This window comes from Nocardioides sp. (assembly GCF_036405735.1).
Classification (GTDB): Bacteria; Actinomycetota; Actinomycetes; order Propionibacteriales; family Nocardioidaceae; genus Nocardioides.
The window spans coordinates 80636-96453 of record NZ_DASWXC010000058.1; the positions used below are offsets into that span (position 1 = coordinate 80636).

Consider the following 15818-nt stretch of genomic DNA (forward strand, 5'->3'; position numbering starts at 1 on the left):
ACCCACGGGAACCCGCGACTCGACCCACGGCAACCCGAGACTCAACGACGAGGCGTGTCAGATCGGTCATACCGGCGGGTAAGTGCACTGCGCTAGGTTCCCCAGCCATGAGCCTCAAGAGCCCCAAGGACTTCTTCGTGCCCCTCGCGGTGGGTGCGCCCGCGCCGTTGCGCGAGATCCCGGCCCGGCCGTCCCGGGCGATCCACTTCTTCGACCCGAGCAACCCGAAGATGGTCGACAAGATCCCGCAGATGGTCGGCACGGTCGACGTCCTCCTCGGCAACCTCGAGGACGCCGTGAAGGCGGACAACAAGCTCGCCGCCCGTGAGGGTCTGGTGAAGATCGCGAGCGAGACCGACTTCGGCCCGACCCAGCTGTGGACCCGGATCAACAGCCTCGACAGCCCGTGGGTGCTCGACGACCTGACGACGCTGGTCCCGGCGATCGGCCACAAACTCGACGTCATCATGGTGCCGAAGGTTCAGGGCGCCGAGGACATCCACTACATCGACCGGATCCTCGCCCAGCTCGAGGCCAAGGCGGGCCTGGAGCGCCCGATCCTGGTGCACGCGATCCTCGAGACCGCCCGCGGCGTGGCCGAGGTGGAGAACATCGCCCTGGCCAGCCCGCGCATGCAGGGCATCAGCCTCGGCCCGGCCGACCTCGCGGCGGACCGCAAGATGAAGACCACCCGCGTCGGCGGCGGCCACCCGGGCTACCTGGTCCGCGAGGACCCCCCCAAGAACGCCGCCGGGGACACCGAGATCAACGCGCAGCGCAGCACCTTCCAGCAGGACCTGTGGCACTACACGATCGCCAAGATGGTCGACGCCTGCGCGACCGCGGGGATCTACCCCTACTACGGCCCGTTCGGCGACATCACCGACGTCGTCGCGGCCGAGGACCAGTTCCGCAACGCCTTCCTGCTCGGCTGCGTCGGCACCTGGAGCCTCCACCCCAAGCAGATCGAGATCGCCAACCGGGTCTTCTCGCCGAGCGTCGAGGACATCAAGCACGCCCGTCGCGTGGTCGCCGCCATGGGCGACGGCACCGGCGCGGTCATGCTCGACGGCAAGATGGAGGACGACGCCTCGCTCAAGCAGTGCCTCGTCCTCGTCGAGCTCGCCGAACAGCTGGCCGCGATCGACCCCAAGCTCAAGGAGCAGTACGACGCGATCGAGCTGCCCGAGGAAGGTGCCTGACATGACCCACACCGAGTTCCGCCCCCGACGCTCCGTCCTCTACATGCCCAGCTCCAACGAGCGGGCGCTGGAGAAGGCCAAGACGCTCCCCGTCGACGCCCTGATCCTCGACCTCGAGGACGCGGTCGCCCCCGACGCCAAGCCGCAGGCCCGCCAGGGCGCGGCCGCCGCGGTCAAGAGCGGCGAGTACGGCGGCAAGGAGCTCACCATCCGGGTCAACGGCGCCGACACCGAGTGGCATGCCGACGACCTCGCGGCCGCGGCCGAGGCCGGCCCCGACGCCATCGTGGTGCCGAAGGTCAACTCAGCCGACCAGGTCCGCAGCCTGGTGGCGTCCTTCGAGAAGGCCGGCGTCCCCGAGCACACGAAGCTCTGGGCGATGATCGAGTCGCCGTACGCCATCCTCCACGCCGAGGAGATCGCCGCCGCCTCCGAGCGGCTGACCGTCCTGGTGCTCGGGACCAACGACCTGGTCAAGGAGCTCTTCATCGACCACGTGCCCGGCCGCGGCCCGATCGTGACGAGCCTCCAGCTCGCGGTCCTCGCCGCCCGGGCCACCGGCAAGGTCGTCCTCGACGGCGTCTACAACGACGTCAAGAACATCGACGGCTACCTCGCCGAGGTCGAGCAGGGCCGCCAGTTCGGCTTCGACGGCAAGACGCTGATCCACCCCGGCCAGATCGAGGGAGCCAACAGTGGCTTCGCGCCGAGCCCGGAGGCGATCGAGCAGGCCCGCGGCCTCATCGAGACCTGGGAGGCGTCGACCGGCGGCGTGGTGACCTACAACGGCAAGATGGTGGAGAACCTCCACGTCGAGTCGGCCCGCCGCACCCTGGCCATCGCGGAGGCGATCGCCGCTCTCGCCTGAGCCCGGCCATGCCGTCGACCGCCGCAGCTGCCCGGCGTCCCACCCCGGAGACGATCGGGGCGGGACGCCGCTGGGGCATGCTCGCGGCGAGCACCCTCGCCCAGGCCTGCGCCGCGGTGATGGTGCACGGGCCGGCCTTCCTGATCCCGGCCCTGCACGACCGGGAGGGGCTCTCCCTGGCGCAGGCCGGCGTCGTCGCGGCGGCGCCGACCGTCGGCGTGATGCTCGCCCTGGTGCCCTGGGGCGCCCTCACCGACCGCCGCGGCGAGCGGCTGGTGCTGCTGCTCGGCCTCACGCTCACCTCGCTGCTGGGGCTCGGCGCGACCCTGACCCGCGACCTGGTGGCGCTGACCGTCCTGCTCGGCCTGGCCGGCGCCGCCGCGGCGTCGACGAGCGCGGCGAGCGGCCGGGTGGTCGTAGGCTGGTTCCCGCCGGCCCGGCGCGGTCTTGCGATGGGCATCCGGCAGATGGCCCAGCCGGTCGGTGTCGGCGTCGCCGCGATCACGCTGGCCGTCATCGCCGAGCGGCACGGGGTCCACGTGGCGATCGTGGTGCCGACCATCGCGGCGGCCCTCGCGGCAGCCGTGGTCGCGCTCGTCGTCCTCGACCCGCCCCGGCCACCGCGCCGCACCGGCGTCGCCGCGAGGGCGGAGAACCCCTACCGCGGCGACCGCTACCTGGTGCGGATCCACGCCGTCTCGGTGCTGCTGGTGGTCCCCCAGTTCGTCGTGTGGACCTTCGCGCTGGTGTGGCTGGTGCAGGACCGGGACTGGTCGATCGCCGCGGCCGGCACCCTGGTCGCCCTCGCGCAGGTCGTCGGTGCCCTCGGCCGGATCGCCGCCGGCCAGCTCTCCGACATGGTGGGCAGCCGGATGCGGCCGCTGCGCTGGGTGGCGCTGGTGGCCGCCGCCACGATGCTGCTGCTCGGCGTCAGCGCCGGGGCGGACTGGGCGGTCGCCGTACTCCTCCTCGTCGTCGCCACCGCCGTCACCGTCGCGGACAACGGGTTGGCGTTCACCGCCGTGGCCGAGCGGGCCGGCCCCTTCTGGTCCGGACGGGCGCTCGGCATCCAGAACACCTCGCAGTTCCTGACCAGCTCGGTCGTGCCGCCGGTGGGCGGGCTCCTAGTCACGGCCGTGGGCTTCCCGTGGGCGTTCGCGATCGTCGCACTGCTGCCCGTGCTCGCCGCGCCGCTGGTGCCGGTCCGTCAGGAGCGGGCGTTCGAGTAGACCGGGTAACCCGGGGTCGCACGCGCCGTTAGGCGGGTATGGCGCGCTCCGAGCTCGACGTCTCACCCCACGCACTCCGGCTGCTCGGCTCGCTGGCCACCGCGGTCGCCGTCGTCGGCGCGGCCCTGCTCGTGCCCGGCGGCGCGAGCGAGGCCGGCGGCCGGACCGGGAGCTTCACGGCCCAGCACGACGCCGCCCGGGCCGCGGCGGCTCCGCGCGCATCCGACGCCGCCGTGCTCGCCGACGACGGGCACAGCCACGACCACGGCGACCCCGCGACGAAGAACGCCGTCTCGCGCTCCACGGAGCAGGTCCCCGACCCGACCACGCCCGCGCAGCGGGCGTCCGCCCACGAGCACGTCGCCGCCGAGCGTGCGCTGCCCGACCCGCCACTGACCAGCGTGAGCGCCGGGTTCGTCAACCCCGTCGTCCCCGACGACGTCCACGCCCTCGCCAACGGCTGCTACGCGCTGGCCGGCGAGCCGGTCTTCTTCCAGCCGACGGCGCTCGGCACCTATCTCCTGCACGACCGCTCGTCCCGCCTGATCGGGCCCGCCGGACGCCGGGAGACCACGCCCCGTCCCGCCCTGGAGTGGCGCGCGACCCAGGGCGAGGACGGCTTCACCTTCACCAACAACGGCCTCGTCGAGCAGCAGCTCGTCATCGGCGCACAGCGGCGCTTCCCGCTCCGGCTGACCACCGGCTGCACGCCGTACCCGGAGATCGAGCTCGACGTCAGCGGCGACCCCCACGCCGGCGTCACGGCGATCCAGGAGGTCCGCGGCTACGTCGACGCACACACCCACGGCATGGCCTTCGAGTTCCTGGGCGGACAGGTCCACTGCGGCCGGCCCTGGCACAAGTACGGCGCGCCGTACGCGCTGGTCGACTGCCCCGACCACACCTACACCGGCGGCGTCGGCGGCGTGCTGGAGAGCGCGATGTCGGGCCGGCCCCGCCACGATCCCGTCGGCTGGCCGACGTTCCGGGACTGGCCGGCCCCCGACTCGCTCACCCACGAGGGCACCTACTGGAAGTGGATCGAGCGCTCCTGGCGCGGCGGCCAGCGGATCCTGGTCAACCTGTTCGTCGAGAACAACAAGCTCTGCCAGGTCTACCCGCTCAAGCGCAACCGCTGCGACGACATGGCGTCGGTGCGGTTGCAGGCCCGACGGATCTACGAGCTGCAGGACTACATCGACGCGCAGTACGGCGGCCCTGGCCGTGGCTTCTTCCGGATCGTGACCGACCCGTTCCAGGCGCGGCAGGTCGTCAACGCCGGCAAGCTGGCGGTCGTCCTCGGGATCGAGACCTCGGTCCCGTTTGGCTGCACGATGAAGATCGACGTGCCGCAGTGCTCGGCCGCCGAGATCGAGCGGCAGCTCGACGAGGTGCGCGCGCTCGGCGTGAGCCAGATGGAGCTGGTCAACAAGTTCGACAACGCGCTCTCGGGCGTCGCCGGCGACAGCGGCGCGATCGGCCCGCTCGTCAACGGCGCCAACTTCCTCGAGACCGGCTCGTTCTGGGACATGCGGCACTGCGAGCCCGCGGACGGCGAGTCCCACGACCAGAACCAGGTGACGGCCCTGCCCGACCTGACCGCCGGCACCCAGGACGCGCTCTTCGGCGCGGTGGCGCAGCTGGCGATCCCGCGGATCGCCCTGCCGGCGTACCCCCGGCCCGACCACTGCAACGCCCGTGGCCTCACCGACCTCGGCGTCCACACCATCGAGGCGCTGGCGCGACGCCACATGCTCTTCGACCCCGACCACATGAGCGTCGCGGCCCGGCAGCGGGCACTCGACGTCATCGAGCGGCTGGGCTACCCGGGCGTGGTCTCCAGCCACTCGTGGTCCACGCCGGACGCCTACCCGCGCATCTACCGCGCGGGCGGGTTCGTGGCGCCGTACGCCGGCGACTCGACCGGCTTCGTCGCCAAGTGGCGACGCCACCTGGGGTGGGCCGACCCGCGCTACTACTTCGGGTTCGGCTACGGCGCCGACATCAACGGCCTGGGCGCGCAGGGTCTGCCGCGGGGCGCGGACGCCCCGGACCCGGTCCGCTATCCGTTCCAGGGTCTCGGCGGCGTGAGCGTCGGGCAGCAGCGCTCCGGCGAACGGGTCTATGACATCAACCTCGACGGTGTCGCCCACTACGGCCTCTACCCCGACTGGACGGAGGATCTGCGGCAGGTCGCCGGCCCCGACGGCTCCGCGCTGGTCGACGACCTCGCCCGCGGCGCCGAGGCCTACCTGCAGACCTGGGAGCGCGCGTACGGCGTCCGGCCGGACTCCTGCCGCAACCCCTCGCTGCGCCGGCCGGTCGCCGAGGTCGCCGACCGCGTGGGCCGTGGCATGACGCCGGTGGAGGTGATGCGGGCTGTCGGCCAGCCCTACCAGCGGCTCGGACACACCTTCACGCTGTGCGCGCTCGGGCAGCGCGGCGAGACCGTGACGATGCGCGTGGAGTTCGACGGCCGGGACCGGGTCAGCGGCGTACGACGCTCCTGACGGCTGCCGCATGCCCCCGCTGGGTACCCGATCCTCACGGAACGAAGTGGAGGCCTCTCATGAGCACAACCATGTGGATCGTCGTGGCGGTGATCGCGGTCGTCGTGATCGCCATCGTCGCGGCACTGGCGCTGAAGGCACGACGGCAGCGGCACGAGGAGCGGCTCGCCGTCCACGCCCGGGAGCTGCGGAGCGAGGCGACCGCCCGCGACAGCGAGCTCGAGGACGCCCGGCTCCGGGCGTCGCAGGCGGACGCGGAGGCCGCTCTGGCGCGGACCGAGGCGGAGCGGGTGGAGCGGCACGCCGAGCAGACCCGGCTCGCGGCCCAGCAGCACGAGGCCAAGCGCGAGGACATCCTGCGCGAGGCCGACCGCATCGACCCTCACACCGACGCTCACACGGACTCGGGCACCGACGCCGGCACCGGCTCGGACACCACCCCACGGGCACCCGGTCAGCACCGCCGGGACTGACGCCAGCCCTCACCACGACCGGGCCGGTCCGACCGGCCCGGTCTTTTCCGAGCAGAAGTTACCAACGGGTAGGATCCTTCTCACCCCGACGGGGTCTGCCGGGCGGGCGGGTCACGCTCTAGAGTCACCACGCTCGGTAGAAGCGACTCGAGGAGCCATCACCCCATGCAGATCTTCGCCATCGTCGTCTCGTTCGCGTTGACGGCTGTCGCGGTCGCGTTGACCGTCGTCGCCGTACGTCGGATGCTCGGCGTCATCCGTGCCGGCCAGCCGGCGCCCGGGCGGGCCGACAACCCCGGCAGCCGCCTGTGGACGATGGTCAAGGAGACCTTGTTCCACACCCGGATGCTGCAGTGGACCTGGGTCGGCATCCTGCACTGGTTCGCGTTCGCGGCGTTCATCGGCCTCTCCACGGCCGTCGCCGCGGCGTACTTCCAGCTCTTCGACCCCGAGTTCGCGATCCCGGTCATCGGCATGTTCTGGGGCTACGAGTGGGTGGCCGAGCTGCTCGGCCTGCTCGGCACGATCGGCATCATCCCGCTGATCGTCTACCGACTGCGCAACCTGCCCGCCAACCGCGGCCGCCAGAGCCGCTTCTTCGGCTCCACGATGTGGCAGGCGTTCTTCGTCGAGGCGATGGTGCTCCTGGAGAGCTCGGCGATCCTGTTCATCCGCGGCGCTGAGCACAACCTCGCGAAGGCTCACGGCGGCGCCGCCGCCGAGCACGCGACCGGCTTCCACTTCCCGGTCTCGCAGTTCTTCGGCAACCTCTACCCGACCGGCCCGGAGTCGATCGGCACGCTCGAGAACATCATCTACGGCATCGCGATGTTCAAGATCGTCTCCGCGATGCTGTGGCTGATCGTCATCGCGACCAACATGACCATGGGCGTCGCCTGGCACCGCTTCACCGCGTGGTTCAACATCTTCTTCAAGCGCGAGAGCGTCGGCCGCGACACCGACGGCGCCACCACCGCGCTGGGCGCGCTCAAGCCGATGACCATCGCGGGCAAGCCGGTCACCCTCGAGGACGTCGAGGAGGAGCGCATCCCCGACGACGCCGTGCTCGGCGTCGGCACCATCCACGACTTCGCCTGGAAGGGCATCCTCGACTTCACGACCTGCACCGAGTGCGGCCGCTGCCAGTCGCAGTGCCCGGCCTGGAACACCGAGAAGCCGCTCTCCCCCAAGCTCCTCGTCCTCGGGCTGCGTGACCACGCGTACGCCTCCGCGCCGTACCTCGGCGAGACCGCCACGGCCAACGCCGAGAAGGCCCTGGTCGGCTCCGGCGGCACCGAGGCCTCGCCGTCCGACGGTGGCGGCGTCGACGTCCTCGACTGGTTCTACAACCCCGAGGGCGGCGAGTACGTCATCGACGAGGACGTGCTGTGGTCCTGCACCTCCTGCGGTGCCTGCGTGCAGCAGTGCCCGGTCGACATCGAGCACGTCGACCACATCGTCGACATGCGGCGCTACCAGGTGCTGGTGGAGTCGAACTTCCCCAGCGAGCTGGGCGGCCTGTTCAAGGGCCTGGAGAACAAGGGCAACCCCTGGAACATGTCGGCCACGGCCCGCATGGACTGGGCCAAGGACCTGCCGTTCGACGTCAAGGTCGTCGGTGACGACATCGAGTCGCTCGACGAGGTCGACTGGCTCTTCTGGGTCGGCTGCGCCGGCGCCTACGAGGACCGCGCCAAGAAGACCACCCGCGCCGTCGCCGAGCTGCTCGACATGGCGGGCGTCAGCTTCGGCGTGCTGGGCAACGGCGAGACCTGCACGGGTGACTCCGCCCGCCGGGCCGGCAACGAGTTCCTGTTCCAGGGCCTCGCGCAGCAGAACGTCGAGACGTTCAAGGAGTACAAGGTCAAGAAGGTCGTCTCGACCTGCGCCCACTGCTTCAACACGCTGAAGAACGAGTACAAGGACTTCGGGATCGAGCTCGAGGTCGTCCACCACACGCAGCTGCTCAACCGGCTGGTGCGCGAGGGCAAGCTGACCCCGGTCGCCGACGGCGCCGGCGCCCACCAGCGCTCGATCACCTACCACGACCCCTGCTACATCGGTCGTCACAACGGCGTCTACACCCCGCCGCGCGAGCTGCTCCAGGTGCTCCCCGGTGCGGAGTACAAGGAGATGCCGCGCAACTCCGAGCGGTCCTTCTGCTGTGGCGCCGGTGGTGCCCGGATGTGGATGGAGGAGCGGCTCGGCTCGCGCATCAACCGCAACCGCACCGACGAGGCAGTCGCCACCGGCGCCGACCAGATCGCCGTCGGCTGCCCGTTCTGCCGCGTCATGCTGGCCGACGGCCTCACCGCCGCCCAGGCCGACGGCACCGCACGGGAGTCGGTCGAGATCCTCGACGTCGCCCAGATGCTGCTCGCGTCGGTGAAGGGCGAGATGGCGACCAAGCTGGCGCCTTCCTCGCTGGCTGAGCCTGTCGAAGCCGCCGCCAAGACCGCCATCGCCTCCGAGCCGTCCGCCGGTGACGTCACCGTCACCGAGAACACCGTCACCGAGACGGCCGACGTGGGGCCGAACGCGAAGGCGTCCGGCGGCTCGTCGCTCTTCGACACCCCTGCCCCCGACGACGCCTCCTCGCTGTTCGACACCCCGGCTCCCGCCGAGCCGGCGGCCCCGGCGTCGGGTGGGCCCTCGGGCGGGTCGTCGCTCTTCGACGTGCCGGCTGACAAGCCTGCCGAGAAGGCCCCCGAGAAGCCGGCCGAGCCGTCGGCTCCGGCGTCCGGTGGGTCGTCGCTCTTCGACATCCCCGCCGACAGCCCGGTCGACAGCCCGGTCGACGCTCCGGCCGAGCCTGAGGCGACGGCCGCGGAGCCGAAGCCGGCCGAGCCGGTCGCTCCCGCGACCGACCTCGGCGCCGGTGGCTCGCTCTTCGACATCCCGGCGCAGGAGTCTGCTCCTGCCGCCGAGCAGCCGAAGGCGACCGAGCCCGCCGCGGAGGCTCCGGCTCCCGCCGCCGAGCAGCCGAAGGCGGACGCCAAGCCCGCCGAGCCGAGCGTCGACCTCTCCGCCGGCGGGTCGCTGTTCGACATCCCCGCGCCGACCGAGGAGCCCGCTGCGGCGGCCCCGGCGGTCGAGGAGGCACCGGCAGTTGCGGAGGCTCCCGTCGTCGCGGCGGAGCCGACCGTCGACGAGACTCCGCCCGCACCGCCTGCCGCGCCCCTCGCCGCCGACTCCGGCACCGCATCGGCTCCGCGGACCGACATCGACATCGACGCGACGTCCTCGCTGTTCGACATCCCCGCGCCCGAGGGCGCGGTCGTGACGAGCGCGGCCCCCGTGGCGGCAGCTCCGGCACCGGTCGCCCCGGCGGCCGAGGAGCCTGCCGTCGAGGCGGAGCCCGAGCCTGCCGCCGAGGTGGAGGCCGAGCCTGCCGCCGAGGTGGAGCCCGAGGTCGAGCCCGAGGACGAGGTCGCCCGGGAGAAGGCGCCTGCAGCGGCGAAGCCGGCCGCGCCGGCCGCCACGTCGGCGGCGTCGTCGGCGTCGTCGGGTAACGCGCACCAGCCCCGCACCGACGTCGACATCCACGACGCAGGGTCGCTCTTCGACCTCTGAGCGACCGGCCAGCGCACGACTCGGCCCCCGACACGCCCCCTCAGCGGCGTATCGGGGGCCGATCTGCTTCGCGACGAGAGTGGTGTGATCTGGCAATGCCAGCCGGTCTGATGAGTCCGAGGTCAGAAGTTGCGCCGCTCCTGCACGACCACCGGGCGCACCCGCGACCAGACGAGGAAGGCGGCGCCGACCACGACCAGCACGATGCCCGCCCACAGGTTGGCGTTGACGTCGCCGGTCTTCTCCGGCTCGCCGTCGGCGAACAGCCCCACCAGCGTCAGGATCACGCCGTAGACGAGCAGCAGCCCGCCGATCACGTTGCGGATGTCGAAGGCACCCGCGGTCTTCTTCTCTCCAGCCATCTCGGCCTCCTGCTCAGAAGATGATGTTGAGGACGACGACCATCACCAGCGCCACGCTCGCGAGCGGCACGGTACGGCGGTACCACGGGTAGCCGGCCTCGTCGGGGTCGACCAGATCGGCCCTCGGGGTCTCGGAGTAGACCAGCCCGACCAGCTGTTCGTGCGGCTTCGGGGCCGTCACGAGCGAGACGACGACCGAGAGCACGATGTCGACGACGAATGCCGTGGACGCCGCGACGAACGACGCGCCCTGGCCGGAGAGCGGCAGGACACCGAGCGAGGCGCTGCCGAAGGCGTCCTCGGACAGCAGTGCCACGAGTACGGCGGACAGCGTGCCGCTCACCAGGCCGACCCAGCCGGCGGTCGGCGTCATCCGCTTCCAGAACATGCCGAGGATGAACGTCGCGAACAGCGGGGCGTTGAAGAACCCGAAGAGGGTCTGCAGGTAGTTCATGATGTTCGAGTAGTTCGACGCCAGGCCGGCGGTGAAGATGGCGATCACCGTCGCCGCGACCGTCGCCCACCGGCCCAGCCGCAGGTAGTAGTCGTCGGGGCGGTCCTTGACGACGTACTCCTGGACGAGGTCGTAGGAGACCACGGTGTTGAAGGCGGAGACGTTGGCCGCCATGCCGGCCATGAAGGCCGCCAGCAGGCCGGTGATGGCCAGCCCGAGCAGGCCGTTGGGCAGCACGTCGCGCATCAGGTACAGCAGGGCGTCGTTGAACGCCACGCCCTCGCCGGAGGCACCGCCCGCGACGCTCTCGCCCGCCTTGACGTCCGCGATCTCGGTAACGAGCACCGCGGCGATCATGCCGGGGAGGATCGTGATGAAGGGGACGAACATCTTCGGGAACGCGCCGATGATCGGCGTCTTGCGCGCCGAGGAGATCGAGTCCGACGCCATCGCCCGCTGGACCTCCACGAAGTTGGTGGTCCAGTAGCCGAAGGAGAGCACGAACCCCAGGCCGAACACGATGCCGATCACGGACAGCAGCGAGGAGTCGAAGCCGGTCAGCGCGTCGCCGGGCCAGGAGTTCAGCTGGTCGGAGGCCGCCGCGACCTGGTCGGGGTTGGCGTCGGCGGCGTCGGTGATCTTGTCGGTCAGGCCGTCCCAGCCGCCGACCCGGTGCAGCCCGAGCAGGGTCAGCGGCGCGAGCGCGGCGACGATGACGAAGAACTGCAGCACCTCGTTGTAGATCGCCGCCTTGAGGCCGCCGAGCGTGATGTAGGACAGCACGATGGCGGCCGCCACGATGAGCGCCACCCACAGCGGCCACCCGAGCAGCGCGTGCACGATCGAGCCGAGCAGGTAGAGGTTGATGCCGGCGATGAGCAGCTGGGCGATCGCGAACGACAGCGCGTTGACCAGGTGCGCGCCCGTCCCGAACCGGCGCTTCATGAACTCCGGGACCGAGCGGACCTTCGAGCCGTAGTAGAACGGCATCATCACCAGGCCCAGGAACAGCATCGCCGGGATGGCGCCGACCCAGAAGTAGTGGACGGTCGGCATGCCGAACTCCGCCCCGTTGGCCGACATCCCCATGATCTCGACGGCGCCGAGGTTGGCGGAGATGAACGCCAGTCCCGTCACCCAGGCCGGCAGCGCCCGGCCCGAGAGGAAGAAGTCGACCGAGTCCGAGACCCGGCGGCTGGCCAGCCAGCCGATGCCGAGTACGACGACGAAGTAGATGGCGATGATGAGGTAGTCGACGGCATCGGTGTCGATCAGCGTGCCGCCCGCGGTCTCCGGCATGACGCACCGGTTCCCTCGGGCATCCCCGAGAAACGCGGCGGTCAGCTCCGCATGGCGACGCCCCGGCGCCAGTACCCCATGAACGACACCTGACGCCGGTCCATCCCGAGCTCGGAGACGAGCACCTTGCGCAGGCCGGTCACGACCTTGGCCTCACCGGCGATCCAGGCGTAGAGGCCGGCGAGCGGGCCGCAGTCCGGTACGGCGGGCGCGGGGGCGACCTCCTCCCCGGAGGAGGACCAGCCCGGTGTCTCCCACAGGTCCGGGTCGACCTCGTCGTCCGCGACGACGGGCGGCGGCACGTCGGCGCCGACATGCTCGAGTACGGCGGCATGGAGGAGCTTGCCCAGCGCGACCCCCTCGCGGGGCAGCCAGGTCATGGTGACCCCGGCCGGCCCGATCAGATCCTGCACGTCGGCGGCGTGCGGCACCTCCAGGAACGCCGCGCCCCGCGCCTCGGCGGGCAGGTGGGAGAGGATCGCCGCGACCGCGGGCACTGCCGTCTCGTCGCCGACCAGCAGCACCCGCTCCGCGTCGCCGGGAACGAACTCGATGCCGCCGAACGGCTCGCCGCGCCGCGGGCAGAGCACCAGGATCCGGTCGCCCTCGGCGGCGTGCCCGGCCCAGCTCGAGCCCGGGCCGTGGTCGTCGGGGTGGAGCACGAAGTCGACGACGAGCCGGGTGTCGGCGCCGGTGCCGCGGACCTCGCGGATCGTGTAGGTGCGCACATGGCCGCGCTCGTCCTCCGGCAGCGCCATGAAGTCGCCCCACCAGTCGGCGCCGAGCGTCGGCAGCGTCCCCGACGGACCCGGGAAGAGCAGCTTGATGCGCTGGTCGTAGAGCGGCCCGTCGACGCCGAAGTCGGCGAGGTCGGGACCGGCCAGCTCGATCCGGACGTAGGAGGGCGAGAGCCGCTCGACGGCGGCGACGCTGACGGTGGCCAGGACGGGGTTCATGCGGATTCCTCGCTGCTGAGACTGGAGCTGAGACGGGGCGGGACGTGATGGCGCCCGAGCGGCACCACGAGCGGGGTGCCGGACACGGGGTCGGGGATGACCCGCGACTCCATCCCGAACACGTCCTGGACGAGCGACTCGGTCACCACTTCGCCCGGGGACCCCTCGGCGACCACCCGGCCGGCGCTGAGGGCGACCAGGTGGTCGGCGTACCTCGCGGCGAGGTTGAGGTCGTGCAGCACCATGACCACGGTGGTGCCGCGGGAGCGGTTGAGGTCGGTGAGCAGGTCGAGCACCTCGACCTGGTGGCTGACGTCGAGGAAGGTGGTCGGCTCGTCCAACAGCAGGATCTCGGTCTCCTGTGCGAGCGCCATCGCGATCCAGACCCGCTGCCGCTGGCCACCGGAGAGCTCGTCGACACAGCGGTCGGCCAGCTCGGCGGTTCCGGTCGCCTCCAGGGCGGCGGCGACCGCCGCGTCGTCGGTGGCGGTCCAGCGGCCCAGCACCCGCTGGTAGGGGTGGCGGCCGCGCGCGACGAGGTCGGCGACAGCGATCCCCTCGGGGGCGATCGGCGACTGCGGCAGCAGGCCCAGCGTGCGCGCGACCGCCTTGGTGGGCAGCCGGTGCAGGTCCTTGCCGTCCAGCAGCACCCGCCCGGCCGACGGCTGCAGCAGCCGGGCCATCGAGCGCAGCAGGGTCGACTTGCCACAGGCGTTGGCACCCACGATGACCGTGATGCGACCTGGCGGGATCAGCACGGAGAGGTCCTCGACGACCGTGCGGTCGCCGTACCCCAAGGTGACCGCCTCGGCGCGGAGCAGGTGGTCGTCGGTCACAGCGAGCCTCCGGAGCGGTTGGTGCGGATCAGCAGGTAGACGAGGTACGGCGCGCCCAGGACACCGGTGACCACGCCGACCGGATAGCGGGTGCCGAAGGCGAACTGGCCCACGAGGTCGGCGACCAGGACGAGGACGGCGCCGACCAGCCCCGCCGGGAGCAGCAGCGAGCCTCCGGGCCCGACCAGCCGCGCCGCGATCGGGCCGGCCAGGAACGCCACGAACGCGATGGGGCCGGTGGCGGCCGTGGCGAACGCGAGGAGCCCGACGGCGGCCACGATGACGACGAGGCGGGTCCGCTCGACGCGTACGCCGAGCGCGGCAGCGGTGTCGTCGCCGAGCTGCAGCAGGTCCAGGTCGCGGCCCCACCCGAGCAGCAGCGGCACGAGGACGACCGTCGCCACCGCCAGGGGCGTCACGGCGTCCCACGTGGCGCCGTTGACGCTGCCGGCCAGCCAGCGCATCGCGACCTGCAGGTCCCACTCGGCGGCCTGGACGATGAGGTAGGCGACGACGCTGTGGAGCATCGCGTCGACGCCGATGCCGATGAGGATCAGCCGGGTGCCGACGATGCCGTCCTTGAAGGACAGCGTGTAGATGAGCAGCGCGGTCGCGAGCGCGGCGGCGATGGCCAGGAACGACACCGCCGTCTCGGTCAGCGACAGCGTGACGATGGCGAACACGGCCGCCGCGCTGGCCCCGGTGCTGATGCCGATGATGTCCGGCGAGGCCAGCGGGTTGCGCAGCATGGTCTGGAACGTCGTGCCGGCCATGCCGAAGGCGAGCCCGGCGAGCACGGCCAGGCTGGCGCGCGGCAGCCGCAGCTCGCCGACGGTGAAGGACGCGCCCGGAACGGTCTCGCCGAGGATGACGTCGACGACCTCGCCGGGGCCGTAGAAGGTCTGACCCACCATCAGGCTGACGGCGTACGCCCCGACGAGGACGAGCGCCAGCACGGCGAGGACGACGCGCCGGCGTACGCCGCGCCGGGCGCGGCCGTGCGCGACGCCCTCGGGGCTCAGCACGGCGCTCACAGGGCACGCACCTTCGTACGGCGGACGATCCAGATGAAGAAGGGTGCGCCGATGAGGGCCGTCACGATGCCGACGTCGACCTCGCTGGGCCGCGCGATGACCCGGCCGATCACGTCGGCCGACGTCAGCAGCGCGGCGCCCGTGACCGCGGAGGCCGGGAGCAGCCACCGATGGTCCACGCCGATCAGGAGCCGGCACAGGTGCGGGACGACGAGACCGACGAAGCCGATCGGGCCGGCGACGGCCGTCGCCGCACCGCACAGCGTCACCGCGCCCGCGGCGGCGAGCAGCCGGGTGGTGCCGACCCGCTGGCCGAGCCCGGCCGCGACGTCGTCGCCGAGGGCGAGGGAGTTCAGGCCGCGGGCGGAGGCCAGGCAGACGAGCGCGCCCACCACGAGGAACGGGACGACCAGCCCGATCCGGTCGTAGGAGGCGCCGCCCACGCCACCGATCTGCCAGAACCGGAACGAGTCCATCACGTCGATGCGGGGCAGCAGGACCGCGCTGACCAGGGAGGTGCACGCGGCGGCCGTGGCGGCGCCCGCGAGCGCGAGCTTGAGCGGCGTCGCTCCGCCGCGGCCCAGCGAGCCGACCGCCCAGACGAAGACGGCGGCGGCCGCGGAGCCGGCGATCGCGACCCAGACGTACGACGACGGCGCGGTCAGGCCGAAGAACGCCATGCCGCTGACCACGGCCAGCGACGCCCCCTGGGTGATGCCGAGCAGGCCGGGGTCGGCGAGCGGGTTGCGGGTGACGCCCTGCATGACGGCGCCGGCCAGACCGAGCGCCGCGCCGGCGACCAGCGCGAGGAGGGTGCGCGGGATCCGCTTCGCGACCGCGGCCGAGGAGACCGTCTCCTCGCTGCCCGTGAGGCCGTCGACGATGTCGGCCCAGCCGACGATGCGCACCCCGAACGCGACCGACGCGAGTGCGGCGGCCACGGTGACGGCCAGTGCCCCGAGGAGCCAGGCCGATCGGGAGGGCGCCACACGCCGTGTGGCGGCGGCGCGCGGCGACCTCCC

12 protein-coding genes are annotated in these 15818 nt (G+C 72.1%); 6 read left to right on the forward strand and 6 right to left on the reverse strand.

The window, feature by feature from the left end; all coding sequences use genetic code 11:
* Window positions 1-107: 107 nt before the first annotated feature.
* The 6 genes from VGE38_RS09315 (at window position 108) to VGE38_RS09340 (ending at window position 9855) form a co-directional block, all read left to right on the forward strand.
* Window positions 108-1202 carry an HpcH/HpaI aldolase/citrate lyase family protein gene (locus VGE38_RS09315; protein ID WP_331142259.1) on the forward strand — a complete coding sequence of 365 codons (1095 nt, stop codon included), beginning with the start codon at window positions 108-110 and terminating at the stop codon, window positions 1200-1202.
* A 1-nt stretch (window position 1203) separates the two neighbouring features.
* The gene (locus VGE38_RS09320; protein ID WP_331142260.1) at window positions 1204-2070 is read left to right on the forward strand and encodes an HpcH/HpaI aldolase/citrate lyase family protein; all 867 of its coding nucleotides are present in this window, start codon (window positions 1204-1206) and stop codon (window positions 2068-2070) included.
* Between the two features lie 8 nt (window positions 2071-2078).
* Window positions 2079-3299 (forward strand): MFS transporter, encoded by a 1221-nt coding sequence (locus VGE38_RS09325; protein WP_331142261.1) that lies wholly within the window; start codon window positions 2079-2081, stop codon window positions 3297-3299.
* Window positions 3300-3337: 38 nt separating this feature from the next.
* Complete coding sequence (locus VGE38_RS09330; protein ID WP_331142262.1) at window positions 3338-5809, forward strand: hypothetical protein; 2472 nt, start codon at window positions 3338-3340, stop codon at window positions 5807-5809.
* 59 nt (window positions 5810-5868) lie between these two features.
* Window positions 5869-6282: a hypothetical protein gene (locus tag VGE38_RS09335; protein WP_331142263.1), complete on the forward strand. Its 414-nt coding sequence runs from the start codon at window positions 5869-5871 to the stop codon at window positions 6280-6282.
* Window positions 6283-6447: 165 nt separating this feature from the next.
* Window positions 6448-9855 (forward strand): (Fe-S)-binding protein, encoded by a 3408-nt coding sequence (locus VGE38_RS09340; protein ID WP_331142264.1) that lies wholly within the window; start codon window positions 6448-6450, stop codon window positions 9853-9855.
* 122 nt (window positions 9856-9977) lie between these two features.
* Here the strand turns inward: VGE38_RS09340 and VGE38_RS09345 are convergent, their stop codons facing one another.
* Genes VGE38_RS09345 through VGE38_RS09370 form a run of 6 tightly spaced genes read right to left on the reverse strand, consistent with a single transcriptional unit; the run spans window position 9978 to window position 15785 of the window.
* On the reverse strand, window positions 9978-10217 hold the full coding sequence (locus VGE38_RS09345; RefSeq protein ID WP_331142265.1) for a hypothetical protein: 240 nt from the start codon (window positions 10215-10217) through the stop codon (window positions 9978-9980).
* A gap of 13 nt (window positions 10218-10230) precedes the next feature.
* Window positions 10231-11970 (reverse strand): sodium:solute symporter family protein, encoded by a 1740-nt coding sequence (locus VGE38_RS09350; RefSeq protein WP_331142266.1) that lies wholly within the window; start codon window positions 11968-11970, stop codon window positions 10231-10233.
* Window positions 11971-12011: 41 nt separating this feature from the next.
* Window positions 12012-12926 carry a siderophore-interacting protein gene (locus VGE38_RS09355; protein WP_331142267.1) on the reverse strand — a complete coding sequence of 305 codons (915 nt, stop codon included), beginning with the start codon at window positions 12924-12926 and terminating at the stop codon, window positions 12012-12014.
* The gene (locus VGE38_RS09360) at window positions 12923-13762 is read right to left on the reverse strand and encodes an ABC transporter ATP-binding protein (protein WP_331142268.1); all 840 of its coding nucleotides are present in this window, start codon (window positions 13760-13762) and stop codon (window positions 12923-12925) included. The genes VGE38_RS09355 and VGE38_RS09360 overlap by 4 nt, the downstream gene beginning before the upstream one ends.
* Window positions 13759-14796, reverse strand: a complete 1038-nt coding sequence (locus tag VGE38_RS09365; RefSeq protein ID WP_331142269.1) for a FecCD family ABC transporter permease — start codon at window positions 14794-14796, stop codon at window positions 13759-13761. The genes VGE38_RS09360 and VGE38_RS09365 overlap by 4 nt, the downstream gene beginning before the upstream one ends.
* A complete protein-coding gene (locus VGE38_RS09370) occupies window positions 14793-15785 on the reverse strand; it encodes a FecCD family ABC transporter permease (protein ID WP_331142270.1) in 993 nt (330 codons plus the stop codon). The genes VGE38_RS09365 and VGE38_RS09370 overlap by 4 nt, the downstream gene beginning before the upstream one ends.
* Window positions 15786-15818 lie beyond the last annotated feature (33 nt).

Coding starts and splice junctions, on each gene's coding strand:
- VGE38_RS09315 (WP_331142259.1), top strand. CDS start 108: ATGAGCCTCAAGAGCCCCAAGGACTTCTTCGTGCCCCTCGCGGTGGGT.
- VGE38_RS09320 (WP_331142260.1), top strand. CDS start 1,204: ATGACCCACACCGAGTTCCGCCCCCGACGCTCCGTCCTCTACATGCCC.
- VGE38_RS09325 (WP_331142261.1), top strand. CDS start 2,079: ATGCCGTCGACCGCCGCAGCTGCCCGGCGTCCCACCCCGGAGACGATC.
- VGE38_RS09330 (WP_331142262.1), top strand. CDS start 3,338: ATGGCGCGCTCCGAGCTCGACGTCTCACCCCACGCACTCCGGCTGCTC.
- VGE38_RS09335 (WP_331142263.1), top strand. CDS start 5,869: ATGAGCACAACCATGTGGATCGTCGTGGCGGTGATCGCGGTCGTCGTG.
- VGE38_RS09340 (WP_331142264.1), top strand. CDS start 6,448: ATGCAGATCTTCGCCATCGTCGTCTCGTTCGCGTTGACGGCTGTCGCG.
- VGE38_RS09345 (WP_331142265.1), bottom strand. CDS start 10,217: ATGGCTGGAGAGAAGAAGACCGCGGGTGCCTTCGACATCCGCAACGTG.
- VGE38_RS09350 (WP_331142266.1), bottom strand. CDS start 11,970: ATGCCGGAGACCGCGGGCGGCACGCTGATCGACACCGATGCCGTCGAC.
- VGE38_RS09355 (WP_331142267.1), bottom strand. CDS start 12,926: ATGAACCCCGTCCTGGCCACCGTCAGCGTCGCCGCCGTCGAGCGGCTC.